The 23,291-nt window shown below is 63.8% G+C and carries 23 protein-coding genes and 1 tRNA gene; 16 read left to right on the top strand and 8 right to left on the bottom strand.

The annotated features are described in order from the left end of the window. Positions 1 to 31: 31 nt before the first annotated feature. The 4 genes from NKJ15_RS25685 (at position 32) to NKJ15_RS25670 (ending at position 4,824) form a co-directional block, all read left to right on the top strand. Positions 32 to 1,063, top strand: a complete 1,032-nt coding sequence (locus NKJ15_RS25685) for a BMP family protein (RefSeq protein ID WP_352818330.1) — start codon at positions 32 to 34, stop codon at positions 1,061 to 1,063. A gap of 274 nt (positions 1,064 to 1,337) precedes the next feature. After that, entirely contained in the window at positions 1,338 to 2,828 is a 1,491-nt protein-coding gene (locus NKJ15_RS25680) for an ABC transporter ATP-binding protein (protein ID WP_502900019.1), read from the top strand. Beyond that, complete coding sequence (locus NKJ15_RS25675) at positions 2,828 to 3,883, top strand: ABC transporter permease (protein WP_352540873.1); 1,056 nt, start codon at positions 2,828 to 2,830, stop codon at positions 3,881 to 3,883. Before NKJ15_RS25680 ends, NKJ15_RS25675 begins: the two co-directional genes overlap by 1 nt. After that, positions 3,880 to 4,824: an ABC transporter permease gene (locus tag NKJ15_RS25670; protein ID WP_023678177.1), complete on the top strand. Its 945-nt coding sequence runs from the start codon at positions 3,880 to 3,882 to the stop codon at positions 4,822 to 4,824. Before NKJ15_RS25675 ends, NKJ15_RS25670 begins: the two co-directional genes overlap by 4 nt. A 14-nt stretch (positions 4,825 to 4,838) precedes the next feature. On the opposite strand, the gene NKJ15_RS25665 is transcribed toward NKJ15_RS25670, so the two are convergent. Next, complete coding sequence (locus NKJ15_RS25665) at positions 4,839 to 5,606, bottom strand: SDR family NAD(P)-dependent oxidoreductase (protein ID WP_352470743.1); 768 nt, start codon at positions 5,604 to 5,606, stop codon at positions 4,839 to 4,841. A gap of 264 nt (positions 5,607 to 5,870) precedes the next feature. Between NKJ15_RS25665 and NKJ15_RS25660 the strand changes: the two genes are divergently transcribed. Next, positions 5,871 to 6,026: a hypothetical protein gene (locus NKJ15_RS25660; RefSeq protein ID WP_023678176.1), complete on the top strand. Its 156-nt coding sequence runs from the start codon at positions 5,871 to 5,873 to the stop codon at positions 6,024 to 6,026. 130 nt (positions 6,027 to 6,156) lie between these two features. After that, the gene (locus tag NKJ15_RS25655) at positions 6,157 to 7,104 is read left to right on the top strand and encodes an LLM class flavin-dependent oxidoreductase (protein ID WP_352681878.1); all 948 of its coding nucleotides are present in this window, start codon (positions 6,157 to 6,159) and stop codon (positions 7,102 to 7,104) included. Between the two features lie 28 nt (positions 7,105 to 7,132). Here the strand turns inward: NKJ15_RS25655 and NKJ15_RS25650 are convergent, their stop codons facing one another. From NKJ15_RS25650 to NKJ15_RS25635, 4 genes are read right to left on the bottom strand one after another with little or no spacing between them, the layout of a single operon-like run. Next, entirely contained in the window at positions 7,133 to 8,083 is a 951-nt protein-coding gene (locus tag NKJ15_RS25650) for a dihydrodipicolinate synthase family protein (protein WP_352818327.1), read from the bottom strand. After that, the gene (locus NKJ15_RS25645) at positions 8,073 to 8,606 is read right to left on the bottom strand and encodes a Gfo/Idh/MocA family protein (RefSeq protein ID WP_352818325.1); all 534 of its coding nucleotides are present in this window, start codon (positions 8,604 to 8,606) and stop codon (positions 8,073 to 8,075) included. The genes NKJ15_RS25650 and NKJ15_RS25645 overlap by 11 nt, the downstream gene beginning before the upstream one ends. Before the next feature lie 6 nt (positions 8,607 to 8,612). Beyond that, positions 8,613 to 9,068 (bottom strand): Gfo/Idh/MocA family protein, encoded by a 456-nt coding sequence (locus NKJ15_RS25640; RefSeq protein ID WP_352818322.1) that lies wholly within the window; start codon positions 9,066 to 9,068, stop codon positions 8,613 to 8,615. Next, complete coding sequence (locus tag NKJ15_RS25635) at positions 9,065 to 10,036, bottom strand: Gfo/Idh/MocA family protein (protein WP_352818321.1); 972 nt, start codon at positions 10,034 to 10,036, stop codon at positions 9,065 to 9,067. The genes NKJ15_RS25640 and NKJ15_RS25635 overlap by 4 nt, the downstream gene beginning before the upstream one ends. Positions 10,037 to 10,133: 97 nt before the next feature. On the opposite strand from NKJ15_RS25635, the gene NKJ15_RS25630 reads away from it, so the two are divergent. The 7 genes from NKJ15_RS25630 (at position 10,134) to NKJ15_RS25600 (ending at position 17,299) form a co-directional block, all read left to right on the top strand. Further along, a complete protein-coding gene (locus NKJ15_RS25630; protein ID WP_352470738.1) occupies positions 10,134 to 10,847 on the top strand; it encodes a FadR/GntR family transcriptional regulator in 714 nt (237 codons plus the stop codon). 32 nt (positions 10,848 to 10,879) lie between these two features. Beyond that, positions 10,880 to 12,460, top strand: coding sequence for an ABC transporter substrate-binding protein (locus NKJ15_RS25625; RefSeq protein WP_352818318.1), 1,581 nt, complete (start codon positions 10,880 to 10,882; stop codon positions 12,458 to 12,460). Between the two features lie 66 nt (positions 12,461 to 12,526). Continuing rightward, positions 12,527 to 13,486 (top strand): ABC transporter permease, encoded by a 960-nt coding sequence (locus NKJ15_RS25620; RefSeq protein ID WP_023678169.1) that lies wholly within the window; start codon positions 12,527 to 12,529, stop codon positions 13,484 to 13,486. Continuing rightward, the gene (locus NKJ15_RS25615) at positions 13,483 to 14,388 is read left to right on the top strand and encodes an ABC transporter permease (RefSeq protein ID WP_502893704.1); all 906 of its coding nucleotides are present in this window, start codon (positions 13,483 to 13,485) and stop codon (positions 14,386 to 14,388) included. The genes NKJ15_RS25620 and NKJ15_RS25615 overlap by 4 nt, the downstream gene beginning before the upstream one ends. A gap of 18 nt (positions 14,389 to 14,406) precedes the next feature. Then, entirely contained in the window at positions 14,407 to 15,324 is a 918-nt protein-coding gene (locus NKJ15_RS25610; RefSeq protein WP_352818316.1) for a dihydrodipicolinate synthase family protein, read from the top strand. After that, a complete protein-coding gene (locus NKJ15_RS25605) occupies positions 15,321 to 16,331 on the top strand; it encodes an ABC transporter ATP-binding protein (protein ID WP_352540952.1) in 1,011 nt (336 codons plus the stop codon). The genes NKJ15_RS25610 and NKJ15_RS25605 overlap by 4 nt, the downstream gene beginning before the upstream one ends. After that, positions 16,331 to 17,299, top strand: a complete 969-nt coding sequence (locus NKJ15_RS25600; protein WP_352818313.1) for an ABC transporter ATP-binding protein — start codon at positions 16,331 to 16,333, stop codon at positions 17,297 to 17,299. The genes NKJ15_RS25605 and NKJ15_RS25600 overlap by 1 nt, the downstream gene beginning before the upstream one ends. A 16-nt stretch (positions 17,300 to 17,315) precedes the next feature. Here the strand turns inward: NKJ15_RS25600 and NKJ15_RS25595 are convergent, their stop codons facing one another. The 3 genes from NKJ15_RS25595 to NKJ15_RS25585 all read right to left on the bottom strand — a co-directional run bounded on the left by NKJ15_RS25595 (position 17,316) and on the right by NKJ15_RS25585 (position 18,834). Next, positions 17,316 to 18,029: a haloacid dehalogenase type II gene (locus NKJ15_RS25595; RefSeq protein WP_352818311.1), complete on the bottom strand. Its 714-nt coding sequence runs from the start codon at positions 18,027 to 18,029 to the stop codon at positions 17,316 to 17,318. Between the two features lie 173 nt (positions 18,030 to 18,202). After that, positions 18,203 to 18,535, bottom strand: coding sequence for a DUF167 family protein (locus tag NKJ15_RS25590; protein ID WP_352818308.1), 333 nt, complete (start codon positions 18,533 to 18,535; stop codon positions 18,203 to 18,205). Further along, on the bottom strand, positions 18,532 to 18,834 hold the full coding sequence (locus NKJ15_RS25585; RefSeq protein ID WP_292657287.1) for a YggT family protein: 303 nt from the start codon (positions 18,832 to 18,834) through the stop codon (positions 18,532 to 18,534). The genes NKJ15_RS25590 and NKJ15_RS25585 overlap by 4 nt, the downstream gene beginning before the upstream one ends. 166 nt (positions 18,835 to 19,000) lie before the next feature. Between NKJ15_RS25585 and NKJ15_RS25580 the strand changes: the two genes are divergently transcribed. The 3 genes from NKJ15_RS25580 to NKJ15_RS25570 all read left to right on the top strand — a co-directional run bounded on the left by NKJ15_RS25580 (position 19,001) and on the right by NKJ15_RS25570 (position 23,111). Further along, positions 19,001 to 19,076, top strand: a tRNA-Ala gene (locus tag NKJ15_RS25580). Positions 19,077 to 19,319: 243 nt separating this feature from the next. Continuing rightward, entirely contained in the window at positions 19,320 to 19,778 is a 459-nt protein-coding gene (locus NKJ15_RS25575; protein ID WP_352818306.1) for a hypothetical protein, read from the top strand. A 120-nt stretch (positions 19,779 to 19,898) separates the two neighbouring features. Continuing rightward, positions 19,899 to 23,111: an AfsR/SARP family transcriptional regulator gene (locus NKJ15_RS25570; RefSeq protein WP_352818303.1), complete on the top strand. Its 3,213-nt coding sequence runs from the start codon at positions 19,899 to 19,901 to the stop codon at positions 23,109 to 23,111. The last annotated feature ends 180 nt before the right edge of the window (positions 23,112 to 23,291 follow it).

Genomic DNA, 23,291 nt, shown 5'->3' with positions numbered 1-23,291 from the left:
CTCGACACGGCGCCAATCAGAGGGGCATGCAATGGACAACGGGAAGAGCAGAATCCAATCGAAACGCGAAGAGCTTTCGCGCCGCAACGTGCTGGAACTGGGCGCGCTCGGCCTGGCGGCGGCGATGCTGCCGGGCAGCGCCTTTGCCAAGACCAAGAAGCTGAAAGTGGCGGCTATCTTCGCCACGCCGATCGAGGAGCCGTGGGACAACCAGATCCATGTTGCCCTGCAGAAGGTCGAGAAGGAACTCGGCATCGAATACAAATGGTCGGAGAAGGTGCAGACGGCCGATTTCAGCCGCGTCATGCGCGAATATGCGCAGGGCGGCTATGAGCTGGTGCTGGGGGATGCCTTCGCCGCCGAGCGCGAATCGCGCAGGACCGCCAAGCAGTTCCCGAAGACCGCCTTCCTGTTCGGCTCCGGCGCCGGGCCGGCCGAGCCGAATTTCGGCGTTTTCGACAACTGGATCCACGAGCCGGCCTATCTGTCCGGGATGATCGCCGGAAAGATGTCGAAATCGGGCACGATCGGCGCCGTCGCGGCGATGGGCATTCCGGAAGTGAACCGGCTGGTCAACGCCTTCTTTGCCGGCGCCAGGGAGGTCAATCCCAACATCAAGAAGAAGGTCGCCTTCATCGGTTCGTTCTTCGATCCGCCAAAAGCAAAGGAAGCGGCCGTCGCCCAGATCGATGCCGGCGTCGACGTCATCTATGCCGAGCGCTTCGGCGTCATCGAAGCGGCGGCGGAGAAGAAGATCCTCGCTATCTCCAACATGTCGGACCAGTCGAGCCTCGGTCCCGACACCGTGATCACCGGGCCGGTCTGGGACATGTATCCGACCGTCGAGCAGGCGATCAAGCTGGTCAAGGCCGGCGTCTTCACCGCGCAGGATTACGGCGATTTCTCGCGCATGGCCAAGGGCGGCTCCTACCTCGCGCCCTATCACAAGTTCGACAAGACGCTGCCGGCCGAGGTCAAGGAACTGGTCGAGAAGAAGAAGGCCGAGATCCTCGACGGCAATTTCCGCGTCGACGTCGATGAGAATACGCCGGTCTCGGACTGAGCGATGTCTTTTGGGGGTCTGGCGCTTGTCGCACCCCCCTCTGTCCTGCCGGCCATCTCCCCCTCAAGGGGGGAGATTAGCAGCTTCGCCGACAGCACCTCTTCTTCAGCGCTGACGATTTGCGAAAGCCGAAGTGACATCCCATCTCCCCCCTTGAGGGGGAGATGGCCGGCAGGCCAGAGGGGGGTGCAGCGCATTCCCGTCGATCAAAGCTGAACCGTAAAGCCAATTCCGATCGGGAGCACCCTTGTCAACGCCTGCCCCTCTTATTGAAATGCGCGGCATCTCCAAGAGCTTTGGCGCCGTCAAGGCGAACGAGGCCGTCGATCTCAGCGTCGCGCCGGGTGAAATCCTCGGGCTGCTCGGCGAAAACGGCGCCGGCAAGACGACGCTGATGAACGTGCTGTTCGGCGCCTATGCGCCCGATGCCGGCGAGATCCTGGTGCAGGGCCGGTCGGTGGCGATCAACAGTTCGGCCGATGCGCTGGCCGTCGGCATCGGCATGGTGCACCAGCATTTTCATCTCGCACCACGGCTTTCGGTGCTGGAGAACCTCTTGATCGGCATTCCCGGCAGATCGGGCCGGATCGACCGCGCCGGCGGGCTGGCGCGGCTCGCCGAGATCGGCCGCCAGCACGGGCTGACGCTCGACCCGGACCTCCCCGTCTCGGCGCTGTCGGTCGGCGAGCAACAGCGGCTCGAAATCGTCAAGGCGCTGTTTCGCGGCGCAAGGCTGCTGATCCTCGACGAGCCGACGGCGGTGTTGGCACCAACCGAGGTCGACGGGCTGTTTTCGGCGCTGCGCTCGATGGCGGCACAAGGGCTCGGCATCATTTTCATCTCGCATAAGCTCAACGAGGTGCGAGCGCTGACGCATCGCTGCGTCGTGCTCCGGCATGGGCGCGTTGCCGGCCGCGTCGATGCGCCGGCCAGCACCACGTCCTCGGAGATGGCGCGGCTGATGTGCGGCCACGAGATCGTGCCTCCGGCCAGAGGACCGTCGATGCCGGGTGCGGCCGTGCTGACCCTCGACGGTATCTCGACATCGCATCATTCCGGCATGGCGCTGCGCGATGTTTCGCTGTCGGTTCGTGGCGGCGAGATCCTCGGCATCGCCGGCGTCTCCGGCAATGGCCAGCGCGCGCTTGCCGAGGTCATCTCCGGCGTGCGTGCGCCCGATGCCGGGAAGATGACCATAGCCGGCAAAACGGTTTCGCGGTTCTCGCCGAGCACAGTGCAGGCGCTCGGCCTCGGCCGCATCCCGGAAGACCGTATGACGACAGGGCTGGTCACCAATCTGCCGCTCGCCGATTCGATGGTGCTGCCGCGCATCGGCACGGCGGCGTTCAGCCGCAACGGCCTGCTCAAGCCGGATGGGATCCGCGCCTTCGCCGAGGCACAGATCAAAGCCTACGATATACGTTGCCCCGGGCCGATGACGCGCGCCGGGGCGCTTTCCGGCGGCAATCTGCAGAAGGCGCTTTTGGCGCGCGAACTCGCCTTCGATCCGAAGGTGCTGATCGTTTCGCAGCCGACTCGCGGCCTCGACATCGGCGCCGCGCGCTTCATCCACGAAAAATTCCTCGACATGCGCGCCAAGGGCTGCGGCATCATCGTCATCGGCGAGGATCTGGAAGAGTTGCTGATGCTCTCGGATCGTATCGCGGTGATGTATGAAGGCCGCATCGTCGGCACGCTGAACAGCGCCGACGCCAGCATCGCCAGACTCGGGTTGATGATGACCGGAGCGGAGGGCCATGCCTGATGTTCCGTCTCGAGGCCCGCACCTCAACGCCCGCCTGGTTCAATCTGGCGCTGCCGCTGCTCGCTATCGGCGCGACGCTGATCCTGTGCAGCGGCCTCATCGCACTGGCCGGCGCCGGCGTCGTCGAGGCTTATGGCGTTATGTTTTCGGCGTCTTTGGGCGACAGCTACGCCATCACCGAAACGCTGGTGCGTGCCGCGCCGATGATCTTCACCGGGCTGGCCGTGGCAGTCGCCTTCCGCGCCAAATTCTGGAACATCGGCGCCGAAGGGCAATTGCTGGCTGGTGCGGCGGCGAGCTGTGCCGTCGGTGCAATCCCGATGCCGGGGCCGCTCGCCATGCTGCTGATGGCGCTGGCGGGCGCTGCCGCCGGCGCGGCCGTCGCCCTGATCCCCGCCACGCTGAGGGTAAAATTCAGGGTCGATGACGTGGTCAGCTCACTGCTGCTCAACTCGGTCATTTTCTATGCACTGATGGCGCTGATCGAGGGGCCATGGAAGGACAGTTTCAGCGGCTACCCGATCTCGCCGCCGATCGAGGATACGGCCAATTTTCCGGTGCTGCTCGAAGGCACACGGCTGCATCTCGGCGTCGTCGCGGCGCTGGTCGCGGCACCGGTCATCTGGTTCGTGGTCGCGCGCACCACGCTCGGCTTCCGCATCAGGGTCACCGGCGAAAACCCGGAAGCGGCGCGCTATGGCGGCATCAATGTCGAGCGGGTGCTGATTTCGACGGCGCTGCTGTCTGGCGCATTGGCCGGCCTTGCCGGCGTCGGCGAGGTCGGCGGCGTGCATTTCCAGGTGATGAGCGACATCTCGCCGGGCTATGGCTATTCCGGCATCGTCGTCGCCATGCTGGCGAGGCTCAATCCGCTCGGCGTGGTGCCGGCGGCGATCTTCCTTGCCGCCGTCATGACCGGCGCCGAGGCGATGTCGAGGGCCACCGGCGTTCCGGCCTTCCTCAGCGATGTTATTCAGGGAACCGCATTGCTTGCCATGCTGGTGGCGCTGCTGTTCACCGCCTATCGCCTCCGTCGCGTGGGAATAGCCAAATGAGCGTGGTGCTGGAGCAGATATTCCAGGTCGGCTTCCTGGCCGCCATCATCCGCATCGCCACGCCCCTGGCCTTCGCAACGCTGGGCGAAATGTTCTCCGAGCGCGCCGGGGTGCTCAATCTCGGCATCGAAGGCATCATGCTTTTGTCGGCGATGACCGGCTTCACCGCGGCGAGCCTCAGCGGCAGCCTTTGGCTTGGCGTGCTCGCGGCGGTGCTGACCGGGGCGCTGATGGGCGCCGTGCACGCGCTGTTCACTGTAGCGCTCGGCCTCAGCCAGCATGTCTGCGGCATCGGCGTGACGCTGTTCTCGTCGGGCCTTGCCTATTTCCTCTACCGGCTGATCTTCGGACAGCAATCGGTGCCACCGAACATCAAGGGGTTCGAGACGCTGCCGATCCCGATCCTGTCCGACATACCGGTGCTTGGGCCGGCGGTGTTCAACCAGTTTTCGCTGGTCTACATGGCGATGCTGGCCATACCGCTGGCCGCCTTCGTGCTCTACCGCACGCCTTGGGGCCTAGCGGTGCGCATGGTCGGCGAAAACCCGCGTGCCGCCGATTCTGCCGGCGTCAGCGTCATTGCAACACGCTTCCAGGCGGTGATCCTCGGCGGTGCCTTGATGGGACTGGCCGGTGCCTTCCTGTCGATGGCGCAATTCAACGCCTTCACCTTCGGCGTGGTTTCGGGGCGTGGCTGGGTGGCAATCGCGCTCGTCGTTTTCGGCCGCTGGGATCCGTGGCGATCGGCAGGCGCGGCACTGCTGTTTGCCTTCGTTGACGCCTTGCAGTTGCGTATGCAGGCGAGCGGGCTTGGCCATATCCCCTACGAGGCCTTCCTGATGCTGCCGTTCATCTTCACCATCGTCGCTATGGCGGTGATGTCGCGCAATGCGGTGGCCCCGTCGGCGCTGCTCAAGCCGTTCCGGCGCGAAGAGCGGTAGCGGCGCTTCGCCTTTCACATCGCGGTGAAGCCGTTATCGACGAACAGATGGGCGCCGTTGACGAAGCTGGCCTCGTCGCTGGCCAGGAACAGGGCTGCCTTCGCGACCTCTTCCGGCTCGCCGATCCGCCCTTGCTGCGCCGCCATTGCCGCGTCGGAGACATCGACGCCGAGTTTGTCGAGATCGGCGACCTCGCGCAGGCCATGCGGTGTCCTGATGAAGCCTGGACAGACCGCATTGCAGCGGATGTTGCGGTCGCGGAACTCGACGGCGATGGCACGCGCGAACATATGGCAGGCGCCCTTGGTGGTGTCGTAAAGCACCTCCATCGGCGTCGCCGCCACCGCCGAGATCGACGAGGTGCAGACGATGGACCCGCCGCCGGCGGCGATCATGCCGGGCAACACAGCACGCGTCATCAGGAACATCGAACGCACATTGACGGCATGCAGCCAGTCCCATTCCTGCAGCGTGGTCTCCAGGAAGGGTTTGATGACGAGGGTGCCGGCGTGGTTGAACAGAACCGTGACCGGGCCGAATTTTTCCGTCGCGCCCTTCACCGCCGCTTCGACCTGCGCCTCATCCGATACGTCGGCGACCCAGTGTTCGGCGACATGGCCGCGTTGCCTGATTGCCGCTGCGGTGGCCGCCGCCGCTTCGCCGTTGCGGTCGACGATCGCCACCTTGGCGCCCTCGGCCGCGAAAAGCTCCGAGGCCGCACCGCCCATTCCTGTCGCGCCACCCGAAATGATGGCGACCTTGCCGGCCAGTCTTGTCCCCATGGTTTGCTCCCTGCTGCCTTGCCGTGACGTCGCGGCTTTCCGCTGAAGCGATGCTATCCCTCATCCATTGGATGGCCAAGGAGCCACAGACACATGGACCTGACGTTTCCTGCCGTCACCCCGGCATGCCGCAAAAGGCAGCGCTAAGCAGTAAAAGCACTAACTTGTCCGCCGTTTGGAGAAAATTGTTCTAAGGATCGCGCGAAAATAGCACTCGACAAAGTCTACTGATTTTATAGATTAAGCGCCGAGACGGAGGTCGATATGTCCTATAGCCAGAACGCTCAGACTGCCCGCAAAGGCCAAAGGCTGGGTTCCGACCAGGTGTGGCGGCCGGCCTATGCCGGTGCTTTCGCCTATCTCGTCTTTGCCCTTGCGTTTGTATTCACCGGGGCAGTGGTACTGGGGCTGATCCCCTGATTGTCAAGGCTCTGATCATCGAGGCTTCCTCGGGATAGCGGCCTGCCGTTTGCAGAAATTCCGGAGTTGATGAACCGAATGCCGGTGTGCATTTGCGCGCCCTGATTCCAACGTGATGGAGGAGATGGCAATGCCGATCGAGTTCACGCATGTTCCCGGTAAGATCCACGCTGCCGACGCCAGCTTTTTCTATGACTTTGTCGAGACCGCGACGAAGCTGTCACTGATCGAGGATGCTGGATTCCAGAGGATCGTCATCGACGACCAGGCCGGGCTGCTGACCAATATGGACCTTGCCGCCCAGACGCTGGACCGGACCTCGTCCCTGGAGGTCGTGCTCACGCATTGGGCAGGCGTGATCGAACCAACCGTGGCGGCGCGACAACTCGCTGCCCTCGACGCGAGAAGCGGTGGCCGGCTGTCGCTCAGGATGCTCAGCGAGCCGCTGAGCGACGACGATGCCGAGGCACGTCCGGCCGGCCACACAGTGGTCTGGCAACGCATTGATGAATATCTGGTGCTGCTGAAGCGGTTGTGGTCGAACGACAGGCCGTTCGACCATGAAGGCACCTTTTACAGCATCAAAGGCGGCTATGTGCCGCGCAAGGGGCCGCATGGTGCCGATGTGACCATCCGCATGGGCGGGCAGTCGGGCACTGCGCTCAGGGTCGCGGGCAGGCATGCGGACGTGTTCGAGCTGGCGCCTGGCTCGCTTGCAGAAATTCACCAGTCAATGGAGCGCGTACGCGGCGCTGCTGCCGAACACGGCCGGGCCGGCAAGCTGCGTTTCGCGCTTCCCGTCCGAATCCGTTCGGAAGACAAATCGGCCGCTTCCTGCCAGAAGGCGCTCGAACTTGCCGGGCCGCCGGCGCAGGTCGCGCTGTCGCTGCTTTCCTACGCCGCTTTGGGGATCAAGGAGTTCATGATCGTCGGCGTCGACAGGCCACGCGAGATTGCGACCGCCGGCCGCGAGGCGATCGCGCTCTTGCGCAATTCACTGGCACGGCGCGAGGCCGATGTCCCTCAGCCGGGGGCGTTTGTGTCACGCGCGACACAGGGCGCGCGAGCCGGCTGCTGAACCGTCGTCCCGCGCCTTGGTGACGGGTCTACCACCATTCCTGGAAAGCCGCGTGAGCCGCCCTGGCCAGCGTCGGTATTTCCTGATCGGGAACGGAGCTGTAGGGCCAGAGCAATCGCGGCCCGAGCGGCGCCCAGCCGCCAGCCGCCGCCATCGCCTTATCGAGTGCTGCATCACCGACATTGTAACGGGTGCGAAACGGTAGGACATGTACGGCCAGGAAGGCCTGTATGCGGGCCTCGAGTTCGGCAGCTGCGGCCATGTCGGTGCGGATCATCTGCCACCACTGCACCGCGCCCTTCGGGTTGAGGCAGGCAACGTTGGAGTAGCTGCCATGGGCTCCCCCGGCATAGCCTGCTGCCAGCGTGTGGCCGGGGACGAAGACGGAAAATCCGTCCAGTTTGCGGCGCATGTCGGCATACCAGCCGGCGTCGCCGCCCGGCAGCTTGGCGCCGACCAGCGATGGCACGGCCGCACGCAGACTGGCGATGCCGTCGAGCGTCAGGTGGCGCTTGGCGTGCGGCGGATTGTAGAGCACCAGCGGTGTTTCAGGCGCGGCCTCGCACAGGCCGCCGGCAAAGCGCATGACCTCGTCGTCGCTGGGCGGCCACCAGTCGGGCAGCGTGAACTGCACCGCCGCCGGGCGAAGTCCGGCGACCCGCGTCAGTCGCTCGAGCGCGACGCGCGGATTGGACTGGCTGATGCCGATCTGGAAAGGAAGGCGCGCGCGGCCGGCTATGGTTGCGACCAACTCACAAAGCCGGTCGAATTCGGGCTCGGTCTGGCAATGGAATTCGCAGGCCGTGCCATTGGAATAGACGCCGTCGATGCCTGAGGCGCAGAGCCGGGCGATCGTCTCTTCCGTCGCCTGCCAGTCGATCGCTCCGCGATCGTCGATGGCCAGCATCACCGCGCCCCAGATGCCGCGCGGTGCGTGTGCGGGCAAGCGGGCCAGATGGTCGTCGAGGTCAGCGTCCACCGGCGATCTCGTGTTCGCGGCGGGTTTCGTTCGACGCGAAGGCAGCCTCGATAATGGCGATGATCTTGCGCGCATAGATGCCGTCGACCGGCACCGGCGTGTCATCGGCAATGGCATCGCGCATTGCGCTCCATTCGCGCACCAGCGCGTTATGCGTCCAGTTCGGCTCAAAGGACCCGGGCAGCTCGGTCCAGACCGTCTCGCGGCCAAGCATGGTGCCGCGGTCCATGTCGATGCGCAGCGTTCCCCGCTCGCAGACCAGATCCATGGCATAGGTGGTGGCGCCGGTGCGATAGCCGACGCTCTGCACCTGGCCGATGCCGCCGCCGGCGAAGCGCAATCCGAGCAGAGCGCTGTCGTCTGCTTCCTGGTCATGGAACTTGGCGCCGAGCATGCCGCTCACCGACACGACATCGTCATCCATCAGCCAGACCAGGCGATCGACCGCGTGGATGCCGGCCGTCAACAGCATGCCGCCGCCGGTCGCCTTGCGCAGATGCCAGTCGCGGCGATTATGCTCCATCCACAGCTAGATGATCCAGCTCGATCCGGCGAGCGGCCGGCCGAGCTCGCCTTCCTCCAGAATTTGCCTGGCCGCCATGCAGGGCGGGGCGAAATGCATGAGGTGGGCGACCATCAGCTTGACGCCACCCTTGGCCACGGCGGCGTTGATCGCATCGCAGGCAGCCACCGTCGGCGCCATCGGTTTTTCGAGCAGGATATGCTTGCCGGCCTTTGCCGCGCCGATGGCCATTTCGGCATGGAGATGGTGCGGGCTGGCAATGAGGACCGCATCGACCTCCTTGTCGTCCAGCAGCCTTCGCCAGTCCGCGTAGCCGCGGCCGCCATGTTCAGCGGTGAATTGCTGCAGTGCGTCGGCATTTCCTCGAGAGGCGGCGGCGAGGCGAATACCGCCAACCTCACGGATTGCCCGCGCATGGGCTGCGCCGAAATCGCCGGCGCCGATAATTCCTATTCCAATCATGGTCCTGCCTTTTGATAAGCGGCGTCGATCAGCGACATCGCCGCAACATAATCCTCGATGGACACCGGCGGAGGCGCCTTTCTGGCCAGCCGGTCAAGCGTATCGCGCATGAACAGACGATAGCGCGTTGCCGGCAGTTCGACCGGCAAGTCGACGATTGCCGCGTCGTCGAGCGTTGCGCAGATAACATGGTCGCCATGATCGATGAGGGTGGCATTGGCACTGACGATGCGCCACTCGAAGTCACCGCCGGGGCGCATCGAAGCAAAGGTGTAACCGGCCTCGACGATGAACAGCGCGCCGGCCTCGTCTTCCAGCACCAGAAGTGCGTGATCCTCGACCGGGCCGGGATGGATGCGGTTCGCGATCGAAACGCCTTTCAGGCCGAGCTTGCCGGTTGCGAGGCTGAGTGCCGCGTCGACGCCGTGTATGCCGAGATTCCTCAACGCACCCCCGCCACCAACCGCCGGGTCGAGCACCCAGGCGACACCGTCGGCGATGTAGCGTTGCGGCGGGCCGTTGATCAGCCGGAACTGGCAATGCGCCACGGGGCCGGCGCGACCTTGCCGGCGCAGCCGTTCAAGGCCGGCAACGGCCGGCCCGAAACGGTTGGGCAGGGGAACAGCGACAAAAGCCTGGTACTGCCTGGCGAGGTCGCGCAGCGCCATCAGTTCCCTCGTATGGCTGGCCGCCGGCTTCTCCAGGATCAGCGGTATCCTTGCCGCGATGATCGCACGTGCCCGCGCCGGCACCATCGAAGGCTGCCCCATCAACAGGATCACATCCGGCCGGCTGGAGAGTATCTCCTTGAAATCTTCGATAAACGGCAGGTCGTGGTGCGCGGCGAACGCATGCGCTTGGCCAGGATTCTCGTCCCAGATACCGGCGATCTCCGCACCGTGAAAGCGTGCGGCGTCGAGGTGCATTTCGGCGTGCCAGTGGCTCGAGCCGGCGAGGATTATCTTCATTCGGAGGCAGCACGTTTGCTATGGGCTTGCAGGATATCCTACAAGTGGCTATACGACAAGCGGCGGGCAAGCTTCAGCGGATGATGAAAGCAGTGGGATGGCGGAACTGAAGTCGATCGAACCGTTGAGCAGACCACCGCTGCTGCACGTCACCGTGCAGGAAAGCCTCCGGGCCTATATCGAAAGCAACCAGCTCAAGGCCGGCGATCCCTTGCCGCCGGAGACGTTCCTGGCGCAGCGGCTCGGCGTCGGCCGCAACTCCGTGCGGGAGGCCATCAAGGCGCTGGAATCGATCGGCATCCTGGAGACGCGGCGCGGCATCGGCGTGTTCGTCAAGGAGTTCTCGTTCAAGCCGCTGCTGGATAATCTTGCCTACGGCTTGCAAGATTCGCTGCGCGATGTCGAAGAGCTGCGCGAAATCCGCCGCGTGCTGGAAACCGGCCTCATCGCCAAGACGATCGAGATGATCAGCGCCGAAGATATCGAAGCGCTGCGCCAGTTGACCGAGCGCATGCGGCAACGTGCCGAGCGCCATGAGAGCTTCGCCGAAGAGGACCAGCAATTCCATCAGCTGCTGTTCCGCTGCCAGAACAATCGCATGCTGAGCGCGCTGATCGACATCTTCTGGATGGCGTTCAACAAGGCCTCGAATTTCACCAATCTCGACAATCCGACGCCGCTGGCGACATGGCGCGACCATCACGAGATCGTCGAGGCTGTCGCCGCCAAGGATGTCGACCAGGCGCGTCGGCGGCTCGATGACCATTACCGGGGGATCCAGCAGGTTATCGCCAAAAACCGAGCAAGCTGAAGAACAACCTGACTATGCCAAGGGAGGAAACCATGCGCATCAGGACCATCGCATTCTCAGTCGCCGGGCTGCTGCTCGCCAGCATTGCCCCATTGACCAGTGTCCAGGCACAAAGCGCCAAGACCATTGCGGGCGGCTTCGACGTCGGTCCCGGCGGTTTTCCCAAGAACTTCAACCCGCTGGTGGCGACCGGCGGCTACACCTGGCTCAGCACCTATTTTGAACCGCTGGTCATCTACAATGCCGGGCTGGCCGATATCGAAGGCGACCTCGCCAAGGACTACAAGATCAGCGACGACCAGCTGAGCTATACGTTCAACCTGGTCAACGAGACCTGGCATGACGGCAAACCGTTCACCTCGAAGGACGTCAAGTTCACCCTCGAGCTTGCCAAGAACAAGGCCTCCGGCAGCCTGTTTGCGGCCCGCCTCGCCAACATCGCCTCGGTCGATGCCCCGGATGACCACACCGCAGTGGTGAAGCTATCGAAACCGAACGGCTCGTTTCTATCCATCCTCTCGCAGCTGATGATCCTGCCGGAGCATGCCCTGGCCGCTCTGCCGCCGGAATCGCTGGCGACAAGCACCTGGTGGTCGACCACTCCGGTCGGCACCGGCCCGTTCAAGTTCAAGCGCTACGTGAGCGACCAATATGTCGAGCTGGCAGCCGATGACGATTATCGCGGCGGCAAGCCGAAGGTAGACGTGCTCATCAACCGCTATTTCGAGTCGCCGGCGGCGGCCGTTGCCGCGCTCCGTGCCGGCGAAATCCAGTTCACCTATGTCGAGCCCGACGATGCGGCATCGTTCAAGAGCGACAGCAATTTCAAGGTGATCGGAGGTGCCTCGTACGTGGTCAACTATATCGGCCTGAACCAGAAGGTCGACCTGTTTAGGGATATCCGTGTCCGCCAGGCGATCATGTACGCGATCGATCGCAACGCCATCATCGACAGCCTCTACGGCGGTGCCGCCGAGCCAGCCAATTGCGGCTATGTCGCGCCGCACCTTGTTCCCGCAGGCCTCGAACCCTATGCCTACGATCCGGCAAAGGCCAAGGCGCTGCTGAGCGAGGCGGGCTGGGACAAGATCAACGGCGACAAACCGATCACCCTGCTGACCTATTACGGCTCGCCGCAAGCGGCCAACGTGATGGCCGCCATCCAGTCGATGCTGGCCGAAGTCGGCATCAATGTGGTGCCGCGGGTCGTCGATACGCCGACCTACAATGGCATCGTCTACAAGCAAGGCACGCCGGACTGGAACGCCTTTCCGATGGTCTATGCCGGCCTGCAGAATGGCCCCAACCCGGCCGGCCTCAATCCCGGCCTCAACAAGTCGCAGATCCCGCCGGCAGGCTTCAACACCATGCGCATCGGGTTCGACGATCTGAGCGCTGCATTGGACGCCGCGCTAGGCCAGACCGATCCGGCCAAGCTCGATCAATCCTGGCAGGAGGTCTGCAAGGTCATGAACAAGGACCTGCCCTGGGCGACGTTGTGGGTGGCCAACCGCTATGGCGTGGCGTCGACCAAGCTGCATGACTTCGTCTGGACGCCGGCGCCGGGCGGCGGCCCCTATGCAGCTCACCCCGAGCGCTGGGACATCCAGTAAGAAACCCGCAAGCAAGCGAGCAGGCGGGACCACTTTGGCGCCGCCTGCCACCGCCACGGAAAGCCCATGCTGAGCTTCATCGCCCGCCGCAGCGCCACAGGATTGCTGATGCTGGTCGCGCTCAGCGTCCTCATCTTCATCCTGTTGCGGCTGGCGCCGGGCGATCCGATCGACGCCTATATCAACCCATCGGTCCCCATGTCGGCTTCCGACCTCGAGGGCCTGCGCGAACGGCTCGGGCTCGATCGGCCGCTTCCCGTGCAGTATCTCGCCTGGCTGCGCGCGGCGCTGAGCGGTGACTTCGGCTATTCGATCCAGCGCAGCGGCGTTGCCGTGCTGCCACTGGTCATGGAACGCATCGGCCCGACGGCGCTGCTGATGGGTACGGGCCTGGCGATCGCCATCGTGCTCGGCATTTCCGCCGGCATTTTCAGCGCGGTGCGCCGTAACGAACCATCCGACATCGCGCTGTCGGTGCTGTCGTTTATCGGTATCTCCAGCCCGGCTTTTCTGACAGCGCTGCTCGGTCTCTATTTCTTCTCGGTGCTGTTGCGCTGGGCGCCGTCCGGCGGCATGCAGACCGCGGGTGCGCCGTTCTCGGCGACGGATGTGCTTGCGCACCTCGTCCTGCCCGCCTGCCTGCTGTCCGTCGGCCATGCCGCGCTGATTATGCGTTACATGCGCGCCTCGCTGCTGGAAGTGCTCAACCAGGATTACGTGCGGACGGCGCGCGCCAAGGGCGTGCGCGAGTTCTGGGTTATCATCAAGCATGCAACCCGCAACGCGCTCTTGCCGGTCATTACCTTGATCGGCTCAACTGTCGGCATCGCCATCGGCGGCGCCATCTTCCTGGAAAGCGTGTTCAACTGGCCGGGCATGGGACTGCTTCTGGTCAACGCCGTCGGCACCCGCGATTACCCGGTGATCATGGGCGCTACCCTGGTGATTGGCGTTTGCGTCATCCTGGTCAACCTCTTGACCGACGTCGTTTATGCCGTCGTCGACCCGCGCATTCAGGTGGCATGATGGCAATCACGGCGCCAGATCCTACAGTTGACCCGACAGCCGTGCCACAAACCAAAGGCCCGCTTCGCCGCGCGCTCGACCGCTTTTTTGAAAACCGCGCGGCGCGTGCCGGGCTTTTGATCGTCATCCCGATCCTGCTGGCGGTTTCGACGTATCCTTTGTGGTGGCCGTTCGGTCCTAACACCATCGACCTCCGAGCAATGAACAAGGCGCCGTCGGCCATTCATTGGCTGGGCAGCGACGGCGTCGGGCGCGACGTCATGGCCCGGCTGCTGCAAGGCGGACGGATCTCACTGCTGGTCGCCGTCTGCTCGGTCGCCATATCGACCGTCATCGGCTTCCTGGTCGGCGCCGTCGCCAGCTTCGGCGGGCGTCTTGTCGACGGCACGGTGATGCGCCTGGTCGACCTGGCGATGACGCTGCCGCCGGTGATCTTCCTGCTGGTGCTGGCTTCGATCGCCGGCACCGGCATCGCCCCGACCATCCTGGTGATCTCGCTGCTCTCCTGGCCGGTGCTGTCGCGCATGGTGCGCGCCCGGCTGCTCGAACTGCGCGAGCGCGATTTCGTCGTTGCCGCCCGCGGCATGGGCGCGGGGCTGCCGCATCTGCTGTTCCGGCATGGCCTGCCCAATTGCATCGATATCCTGGTCGTCTACGCCACCTTGCAGATCGCCAACGCCATCCTGCTCGAGGCCGGCCTGTCCTTCCTCGGCCTCGGCATCGCACCGCCCGAAGCCAGCTGGGGCAACATGCTCAATCTCGCCCGCTCCACCGTGGTGCTTGAAAATTACCCCTGGCAATGGATGTTCCCGGGCGCCGCACTGGTGCTCACCGTGCTCGCCATCAATTTCATCGGCGACGGCCTGCGCGACGCATTCGACCCCCGCTCCGATCTCAACTGACCTCAAAGGTTTATCAAAATGCCCCTGTTTACCGGCGTCGTGCCACCTGTCGTCACCCCGCTCAATGCCGATTTCAGCATCGACTTTCCGTCGTTCACCCGCACCATCGAGAACCTGCTCGACGGCGGTGTTCACGGGCTGTTCGTGCTCGGTTCGACCAGCGAGGTGGTCTTCCACGACGAGGCGGGCCGCAGGGCCGTCCTCGAGCACGCGGTCAAGGTCAATAACGGCCGGGTTCCGATCTTCGCCGGGGTCATCGACCCGACGACCGACCGCGTCATCAACCACGCCCGGATCGCCAGATCGGCCGGCGCCGACGCCATCGTCGTCACCGCGCCGTTTTATACCCGCACCAGCCAGCCGGAGATCGGCGACCACTTCCGCTATATCAAGGATGCGATCGACATTCCGGTCATCGCCTACGACATCCCGGTCTGTGTCCACGTCAAGCTGGAGCGCAAGACCACGGTCGGCCTCGCCAGGGAAGGCGCCATCGCGGGCATCAAGGATTCCAGCGGCGACGACGGCAATCTGCGTTACGTGCTCAAGGACATGGCCGACGACCCCGGCTTCTTCGGCATGACCGGCTCCGAGATCCTGGTCGACAGCGTGCTGGCGATGGGTGCGCATGGCGTCGTGCCGGGGCTCGCCAATGTCGACCCGCATGGTTATGTCAGGCTGTGGAAGCTGACGCAGGCGGGCCAGCATGCCGAAGCCCGCCTGGAGCAGGAGCGGTTGCTGAAACTGTTCGAGATCGTCTGGATCTCGCTCGGCAGGACCAGCGCCGGCTCGGCCGGCGTCGGCGCCTTCAAGGCGGCGATGAAGAGCCTCGGCATCATCGGGTCGAACACCATGGCGCGGCCGCAGCGCAGCCTGAACGACGAGGAAACCGCAAAGATCGACGCGATCCTTCGCGATGTGGGGCTGCTCCGCTGAGCGCCATGCCGATCCTCTCGATTTCCGGCCTGCGCGCGGTGTTCCGCGTCGCGGGGCGCGACATCGCGGCGGTAAGGGATGTCGACCTGACGATCGGCTCCGGCGAGACGGTGGCGCTTGTCGGCGAATCCGGGTCTGGCAAATCTGTCACCAGCCTGTCGATTATCGGCCTGTTGCCAAAGAGGGTCGGACATATCGCCGAGGGGTCGATCGCGCTGCGGCGCAAGAACGGCACGGTTACCGAGCTGACCAGCCTCGATGCCGAATCGCTGCGCAAGATACGCGGCAATGAGATCGGCATGGTGTTCCAGGAGCCGATGACCAGCCTCAACCCGGTCTACACGATCGGCGAGCAGATCGCCGAACCGATCCGCATCCATCTCGGCAAATCGCACCGCGAGGCAGAAGCAGATGCGGTGCGGCTGCTGGAACAGGTCGGCATTCCCGATCCGAAGCGGCGGGCGCGGCAATATCCGCACGAACTTTCGGGCGGGATGCGCCAGCGCGCTACCATAGCCATGGCCCTGTCCTGCGATCCAGGCTTGCTGATCGCCGACGAGCCGACAACCGCATTGGACGTCACCATCCAGGCCCAGATCCTCGATCTTTTGGCCGACCTGCAGGCGCAGCGCGGCATGGGCATCCTGTTCGTCACCCACAATCTCGGCGTCGTCGCCGAAATCGCCGACCGGGTGGCGGTGATGTATGCCGGGCGTATCGTCGAAACAGGTCCGGTGAGCGAAGTGTTCGCCCGTCCGCGTCATCCCTATACGGCAGGGTTGATGCGCTCGGTGCCGCGGCTCGGCCAGGCCACGGCGCTGAAGGCGGCGGGAACGCCGCTGCCGACCATTGCCGGAAATGTTCCGTCGCTCGCCTTGCTGCCCAAGGGCTGTTCCTTCGCGCCGCGTTGCCCGATGGCTATCGCTGCCTGCCGCGCTGCGGTCCCTCCATTGTTTGGGGCGACGCCGACCCAGCAAAGCCGCTGCCTGCGCTGGGAGGAACTCTGATGGCCGACGCCCCTTTCCTCGCTGTCAAAAACCTGACCAAGCATTTTGCGCCGACAGCGTTCTCGCGCGGACCCGTCGTAAGGGCGTTGGAGGATATTTCTTTCGATATCGGGCGTGGCCAGGTGGTCGGCCTGGTCGGCGAATCCGGCTCCGGCAAGACGACGATCGGCCGCTCGGTGCTGCGTCTGATCGAGCCGACATCCGGCCAAATCAAATATGACGGCACCGACATCACCAGGCTGGGTGCCGCCCAGTTGCGCCGCCAGCGCCGCAAGATGCAGTATATTTTCCAGGATCCCTTCGCCAGCCTGTCGCCGCGCATGACGATCGGGCAGATCCTCACCGAAGGCCTGGACATTCAAGGCATCGGCAAGAAGTCCGAGCGGCGGGCGAAGGCCGAGAAGGCACTTGCCGCGGTCGAGTTGCCGGTCGACGCCTATGACCGCTACGCCCATGAATTTTCGGGCGGCCAGCGCCAGCGCATCGGCATCGCCCGGGCGCTGACGCTCGAGCCGGAATTCATCGTTGCCGACGAGCCGGTCTCGGCACTCGACGTCTCGATCCAGGCGCAAATCATCAATCTGTTACGCGACCTGCAGCTCCGGCTCGGCCTGACCATGCTGTTCATTTCGCACGATCTGGCTGTCGTCGAGTACATCTGCGATACGGTCATCGTGCTCTATCTCGGGCGCATCATGGAGGTTGCGCCGGCGGCCGAGCTTTATGCCCGGCCGCAGCATCCCTACACGCGCGCGCTGCTGTCGGCCATTCCGTCGCTCGACCCGCTGGCCAGGCAAGGCCGGCAGGTGCTCAAGGGCGATATTCCAAGCCCGGCAAACCCGCCGTCGGGCTGCGTTTTCCGAACCCGTTGCCCGTTCGCGCTGGAAGCTTGCGCCGGGGCTGTGCCGCCGCTGAGGGCGACAGCCGAGGGCCATCTGAAGGCCTGCATTCGCGACGACATCGCTTAGGTTTTCTGCCCTCGGCCTACGGGAGAACTTGGGCGAGATGGACAAGGTCGTCGGCCACAAAGTCCCAGCTCTCAAGAGGCGAGAGATCGGTCGTCTGCGCCGGGCCATGCTCTTTTGGCCGAGCAACAAAGGCGGTTCCGATACCGCATTTTCGTGCCGCGGCCAGGTCGTCATTGTGCGCGGCGATTAACACGGCCTCCGCAGGTCGCACCCCCAGGATCTCCACTGCGCGGAGATAAGCCTGCGGCGCAGGCTTGTAGGTGCCGAACACATCCGAGCCAAGGACGGTGTCCCAAGGCAGGCCGGCGCGCTTGGCCATATCCAGCAACAGCCGGGTATTGGCCCCTGATAAGGGCACGATGATGAAGCGTTCCTTTAGCCTCGCAAGGCCTTTCAGCGAATCGGGCCACGGCTCCAGCCGGTGCCAGGCGAGGTTGAGTTCCTCAAGTTCGGCGGTCGGCAGCTCGGATGGGGCCAGCCCGAACTGGACGAGGGTGGCGTCCAGATTCTCCCTGTTGATTACGTCAAGTGACACGAAAGGCCGGTGCCCCGTCCGCACCGCCTCGGTCGAGGCGTCATAGCGCGACGCCCACGCATCGGCGAATTCACCGGGATCGACCTGCTCTGCACCAACTCGCGCGAGGAAGGCGCCGGCCTCCCTTGCGATACCGCTGCGCCAGTCAACGACGGTTCCCAGAACATCGAAGAATAGAACTCGAGTAGTGGTCATTGAGCTTTCCTCCGACCTCATTGAAACGTCGCCGACGCCAACCCATATGCAATGCGCGTCGGATGTTTCCTCCCATTCGTCCGGCGCGTTCCCCTCTGAAGGTTTTAGACCTTCACATCTGGCCGGGCTTTGCAGCCCGGCCTTTTTTTGCGGGGTAAGTGAGCCAGCCGAGATCATGGCGCAGGCGTGCCCAGCGTATCGATGCGTTTCGCCAGCGCCGCGGGATCGCCAAGCACGCGCAGCGTCTTCAGCCGAGCTGTGCCGCCGGCAGCGATCGAGACGCCCGATGCCGGCACGCCAAGCGCCTTAGCAACCAGCCTTTCCAGCGCTCGATTGGCGGCTCCGTTTTCCGGCACGGCGCGGACGCGGGCTTTTAGATAGCTTTGCCCATCCACCGATGTTTCGATGCCCTCCAGCCTGTCCATCGCCGCTTTCGGCGTCAGCCGGACGAACAGGTCGATGCCGTCGGCGCGAAGTCGAATGAAACGGTTCGTCCCGTGACTCACATCGATCCGATACCGAACATCGGCTGAACGGTCGTGTCTAGGAACACGCTGATAAATGTCAGCGCAAGCAACAGGATGATCGGCGAGATATCGATCCCGCCAAGGTCCGGGAGGACGCGGCGGATCGGCCGCAATGCCGGCTCGGTCAGCCGATAAAGCATGTTGCCGATGGAGTCGACAAGCTGGTTGCGCGAGTTGACGACGTTGAAGGCGTAAAGCCACGAGAAGATAGCCGCACCAATCACAATGTACCAATAGATATTAATCGCGGCATGCAGCGTATAAAAGACTGCGATCATCGGTTGCTCCTTGCGAACGCCCGACATGTAGCCACTGTAGGTGAAAGCGGCAAGAGCCGCCTTCCGCCGCATGGCGAAGCCGGACGAACGGCCGAACGGCATTTCGGCAGCAAGCGCAGCCTTGACAGGAAACCGCAGCGGCCGATAAAAGCCCCATCCGCTGGACGGGGCTGTAGCTCAGCTGGGAGAGCGCGTCGTTCGCAATGACGAGGTCAGGAGTTCGATCCTCCTCAGCTCCACCAGCGGATTTTTTCTGACCCTTTGCCTGGATGAATTCCAAGGAAATCCTCCTTGGATTCACGGCGTCTCTCAGACGAAGCTCGCGAACGCATTGCAGGCCTGCTGGCGGCTTGGCACTATCGTTGCCGGGTGGATTCACATCGGCGACGTAAAGACCCTCTACACCAGTAGCGTATGCGGCCTATTGCCACTGCGCCTCGTCCTTGCCAGACTTGGTCCGTCTTCAAAACCGAGGGGAATTCACCATGACCAGCACGACAAGGCGTGATTTTGTAGGTCTTACAGGAATGGCAGCGACTGCCCTGGCCGGTGCTGTTGCAACACGAGCTACCGCTGCGGAAAGCGACGTAGCGCCATCGTTCGATGAGGTTCTTCAAGAGTACAACCAAAACAACACAGAAAGGACTAGATCAAAGCTGGCGATCTATGTGGTCCTTTCTCATCTGCACGCCAGTCTCGAGGAGGAATTTAGCGACCTTGGGCTAGAGCTGCCTTTTGGGAAAAAGGCCTTGCCATCGAACCTGCCGGCCAATTTCGCCGACGCGCAGGTTGCACCCCTTCCTTGGCTCTTCAAGCCCTCGGAAGTTACCGACCACGAACGAAACGGCTATGCGGCGATTGCAATGCGAATGAACGCAGTGATGGCAAGACACACCGCCGACGTGAGTGTCGGGGTTTCGCATATCATGTCGCACAAGGGATAACCGCGGCCTTGCCGGCGAGAACGGCACGTCAGGCGAGCACAACGCCGGCCGGCGATTTGTTGTTGCGGGCGAACCGATTACCTGTTTTGGCGAGGCGACTGCGCTGCGAGAGTCCTCACAATGGATAAATACTTCCGGGACGCGCCGCGCGAGATAGCAAAGCTCTCGGCACCCCGGCCAGTGGGAATTGTCAGCCGTCCGCGCGTAGTGGCGCTGCTTTCGCAGGCCCTCGACAGCGGTGCATGCTGGCTGGCGGCGCCTGGTGGATACGGCAAGACCACCGCGGTGATCGACTTTCTGGAACACGGCGGGCGGGAACAAGGCGGGCTGAAGCAAGGCGAATCGGCGTACAACTGGTATCGGGTCGACACCGAGGACCAGGACGTTGCGCGCCTTTTCCACTATCTGACGCTGTCGCTCGACGGCAGGCATGCCGGCATGCCGGTCTTTGGTCCGGAATATGCCGACAATTCCGGCGATTTCGCGCGGCTGTTCTTCCGCACCTATTTCTCGCGGCTTGATCCGGGCACGATCCTGGTCCTCGACGATCTGCATCGTGCCGATGCGCCAGGCTTTCGCCGGACGCTGGCGATCCTGTTGCGCGAACGCCCCAACACTGTCCGCTGCATCTGCACATCGCGGATGCTGCCTGAGGGCGACGTCGCCGACCTCGTGCTGTCGGGACAGTTGCCGGTGCTCAACCAAACGCTGCTGGAGTTTTCGCCTGGGGAGGCTCGCAACCTCGTCACCGCCCGCTCGCAATCGCCGTCCGAGGTCGGCGACATTTCGGAGGCGCGCGGCTGGGCGGTGGGCCTTCTCCTGCTGGCCAACGCCGGAATGTACTACCCGCTTTCGCAGACCGGCCTTGCCGGGGGCGCCGGCCTTCGGGAGATTGTCGGACGTTATTTCCTGCGCGACATCGCGCCGGAGGACCAGGATCTGCTTATCAGGCTCAACGTTCTGCCGGAGATCAGCACGGAGCTTGCCGATGCGTTCCTGGGCTCGCCGCAGGCTGCTCGCCTGCTGGTGCGGCTGCAGCATCGCCAGCTGCTGATCACGCGCGACGGTCCGGGCGGCGCCGCCTTCCAGCTGCATGACTTGTTGCGCGAATACCTTGCCGGCCTACTGGACCGGCGCGTGACGGAAGCGGACCGTTCCAGGCTGCGCGAGCAGGCAGCAAAGGTCCTGCACGAGGCAGACAAAACCGACGCGGCAATCGTGCTGGCGTTGCAGGCGGGCGCCTGGCCGCTGGCACGCCAGCTCATTCTGGAGTGCGCTAACGGCGTTCTCACGCAAGGGCGCAGGGCCAGCTTCGTCGAATGGTGCAACAGGCTGCCCCCCGACCAGATGGACGGGTGGGTCCATTATTGGCTGGGCGTCGCCTTCGCATCGGACGATGCGAAGGCCGAACCGCACTTCTCCAAGGCATGGCAAGCATTCGAGAACACCGACATGCGCGGCCAATGCCTGACGGTCGCGCGGGCGGTCGTGGTCAAGACCGCCAGTTGGCGTACGCATGAGGGGCTGGCGGATTGGACGCGCCGAGCCTCACAGCTTCTTGCCAGGGGATTGCCGGAGTTGGATCCGGAGGAACTCATGATGGTCAGGCTCGGCATCCTGCGGGCCGTCGATTTCGCCGAACCTGGCGAATTCGACGCCCATGACGCGAAGCGCCTCGTGAATGATATCCAGCAGCGCCTGACACATCTGCCGATCGAGGATTCGGTCGAGTTGCGCCTGCTGGCAAGCGAAGCGCTCATCGACTACGCGACCTCGTCGGGGCAGCGCGACATTTTTGCCAATGCCGTGGACAGCGTTGCCGCCGATCTCGAACATCCGGATATCCCGCCGCTGGTGCTCGGCATGTGGCTGGTGTCCTTTGGCTCGGCCAGCGGCCGTTACTTCCCCTATTCGCGGCGCGGTTTTGTCTATGCCTCGGCCGAGGATGCGTTGCGACGCGCAACGGCGATAGGCGAGCAGCACGCCTTACGGGGCGTCGAGTTCAGCGCGCTCTATCAGCTTCAATTGCTGATGAAGCTTCACAACAGGTTCTCGGAATTCAATGCGCTCGTCTCCCGGCTGGGCGAGATCGCGGACAGCAGGTTCACAACCCAGGTCGCTGTAGTCGCCGACTGCCACGCGGCGATGCACACGCGCAACGGCGACTTCGTCAAGGCTTATCTCGACTGCGATGCCTTCATGGATGCGATCGAGCGGGCGAATGAGCCGATGATCGAACGCTGGCCGCATTACGTCACCAAATACCAGGTCCTGCTGGCCGATCGGCGTCCAGCGGAGGCCATTGCGCTACTCCAGGAGATCGTCGAAAGGCTGAGCGGCGGCCCTCGCCAGCGGGTCGAACTCAACATTCTGGCCGCTCGGGCCCTGGAGCAGAAGTGGAAAGGCGGCGCGTCCTATGGCACTCGTCTGGCTGAATTCATGGAGGTGTTGCGCCAGGTCAACCCCTCCGCAATCCTGCTCAACCTGCCGGACCTATTGGCCGATCTGGTCGCTGATGCGCTGAAGCGAAAGATCGACGTCGATCTCTGCCGCCGCGTCGTTCGGGCGCGATATCTGGTCCCGCCCGCTGGCCGACCCGTCCAGTGGCCTTGGCCGCTCAGGATCCACTTGATGGGAGGCTTCCGCCTCGAGATCGATGGTGCCGAGGTCGCGCCCGGTGCCAAACCTACCCGCGCTCTCGACATATTGCGCATTATCTGCCTGTCGAGGGATCAGGTCTGTTCGGTGGAAACCCTGCAGGATTGGCTCTGGCCCGACCTCGACGGCGACCAGGCCAAAGCGGCCTTGGAGCAGGCGCTGCATCGTCTGCGCAAATTGCTCGGGCAAGGCGAGCTCGTAACGCTGAGAGAGGGCCGTTTGCGGCTCGCTGCCGACAAGGTCTGGATCGATCTGCAGGATTGGGAAGACCGGCTGAAACCCGTTCTGTCGGGCCAAAGAGACAGCGCAATCGAGGAGCAGGAGATGCTTCTGGAAGGCTTTGTCGGCCCGCTTTTCTCGAATGGCCCGACGCCCGCCTGGTCGAACGCCGCGGCCGACCGGGTGCGGGACGGGTTGGTCGAGCTTGCCGTGCGGGTCGCCAAACACTGGCAGAGCCAAGGCAACGCAGATCGGGCACGCCAGGCGTGCCGGCGTGCGCTCGATTTCTACCCGGAATCGGCCAAACTCCATGGCACGCTCATCCAGGACAGCCTCTCCAGAAACGACCATGCCGGCGCCATCGAGGATTACCGGCGCTATGAACGCGCGCTCGCTTCGACCGGCGATGACGAGCCCTCGCCTTTGCTGCGTTCGCTCGTGCGCCCGTTTCTCTAGACCGGTTCATCGTTTCACCGAAACGCCGAACCGCTCTATCTCTTTATTTTTGCGCAATTCCGGACGGAAAACCGCTCCACACTTTTCCTGGAATTGCTTGTCTTATGACTTTCGCTGCCGAATGGGTCAGAAAGGAACGCTGAGAGAGGGTAGCCGCCCTCCCTCAGCGGCGAGGGTCGG

Origin of the sequence: Mesorhizobium sp. M0207 (assembly GCF_040321995.1) — a bacterium.
Classification (GTDB): Bacteria; Pseudomonadota; Alphaproteobacteria; order Rhizobiales; family Rhizobiaceae; genus Mesorhizobium.
This window is presented reverse-complemented; position numbering and strand designations above follow the sequence as displayed.

Bases quoted from the DNA above. Each gene is read 5' to 3' on its own strand.
- NKJ15_RS25685 (WP_352818330.1), top strand. From the start codon at position 32: ATGGACAACGGGAAGAGCAGAATCCAATCGAAACGCGAAGAGCTTTCG.
- NKJ15_RS25680 (WP_502900019.1), top strand. From the start codon at position 1,338: ATGCGCGGCATCTCCAAGAGCTTTGGCGCCGTCAAGGCGAACGAGGCC.
- NKJ15_RS25675 (WP_352540873.1), top strand. From the start codon at position 2,828: ATGTTCCGTCTCGAGGCCCGCACCTCAACGCCCGCCTGGTTCAATCTG.
- NKJ15_RS25670 (WP_023678177.1), top strand. From the start codon at position 3,880: ATGAGCGTGGTGCTGGAGCAGATATTCCAGGTCGGCTTCCTGGCCGCC.
- NKJ15_RS25665 (WP_352470743.1), bottom strand. From the start codon at position 5,606: ATGGGGACAAGACTGGCCGGCAAGGTCGCCATCATTTCGGGTGGCGCG.
- NKJ15_RS25660 (WP_023678176.1), top strand. From the start codon at position 5,871: ATGTCCTATAGCCAGAACGCTCAGACTGCCCGCAAAGGCCAAAGGCTG.
- NKJ15_RS25655 (WP_352681878.1), top strand. From the start codon at position 6,157: ATGCCGATCGAGTTCACGCATGTTCCCGGTAAGATCCACGCTGCCGAC.
- NKJ15_RS25645 (WP_352818325.1), bottom strand. From the start codon at position 8,606: ATGGAGCATAATCGCCGCGACTGGCATCTGCGCAAGGCGACCGGCGGC.
- NKJ15_RS25640 (WP_352818322.1), bottom strand. From the start codon at position 9,068: ATGATTGGAATAGGAATTATCGGCGCCGGCGATTTCGGCGCAGCCCAT.
- NKJ15_RS25635 (WP_352818321.1), bottom strand. From the start codon at position 10,036: ATGAAGATAATCCTCGCCGGCTCGAGCCACTGGCACGCCGAAATGCAC.
- NKJ15_RS25630 (WP_352470738.1), top strand. From the start codon at position 10,134: ATGGCGGAACTGAAGTCGATCGAACCGTTGAGCAGACCACCGCTGCTG.
- NKJ15_RS25625 (WP_352818318.1), top strand. From the start codon at position 10,880: ATGCGCATCAGGACCATCGCATTCTCAGTCGCCGGGCTGCTGCTCGCC.
- NKJ15_RS25620 (WP_023678169.1), top strand. From the start codon at position 12,527: ATGCTGAGCTTCATCGCCCGCCGCAGCGCCACAGGATTGCTGATGCTG.
- NKJ15_RS25615 (WP_502893704.1), top strand. From the start codon at position 13,483: ATGATGGCAATCACGGCGCCAGATCCTACAGTTGACCCGACAGCCGTG.
- NKJ15_RS25610 (WP_352818316.1), top strand. From the start codon at position 14,407: ATGCCCCTGTTTACCGGCGTCGTGCCACCTGTCGTCACCCCGCTCAAT.
- NKJ15_RS25600 (WP_352818313.1), top strand. From the start codon at position 16,331: ATGGCCGACGCCCCTTTCCTCGCTGTCAAAAACCTGACCAAGCATTTT.
- NKJ15_RS25595 (WP_352818311.1), bottom strand. From the start codon at position 18,029: ATGACCACTACTCGAGTTCTATTCTTCGATGTTCTGGGAACCGTCGTT.
- NKJ15_RS25585 (WP_292657287.1), bottom strand. From the start codon at position 18,834: ATGATCGCAGTCTTTTATACGCTGCATGCCGCGATTAATATCTATTGG.
- NKJ15_RS25575 (WP_352818306.1), top strand. From the start codon at position 19,320: ATGACCAGCACGACAAGGCGTGATTTTGTAGGTCTTACAGGAATGGCA.
- NKJ15_RS25570 (WP_352818303.1), top strand. From the start codon at position 19,899: ATGGATAAATACTTCCGGGACGCGCCGCGCGAGATAGCAAAGCTCTCG.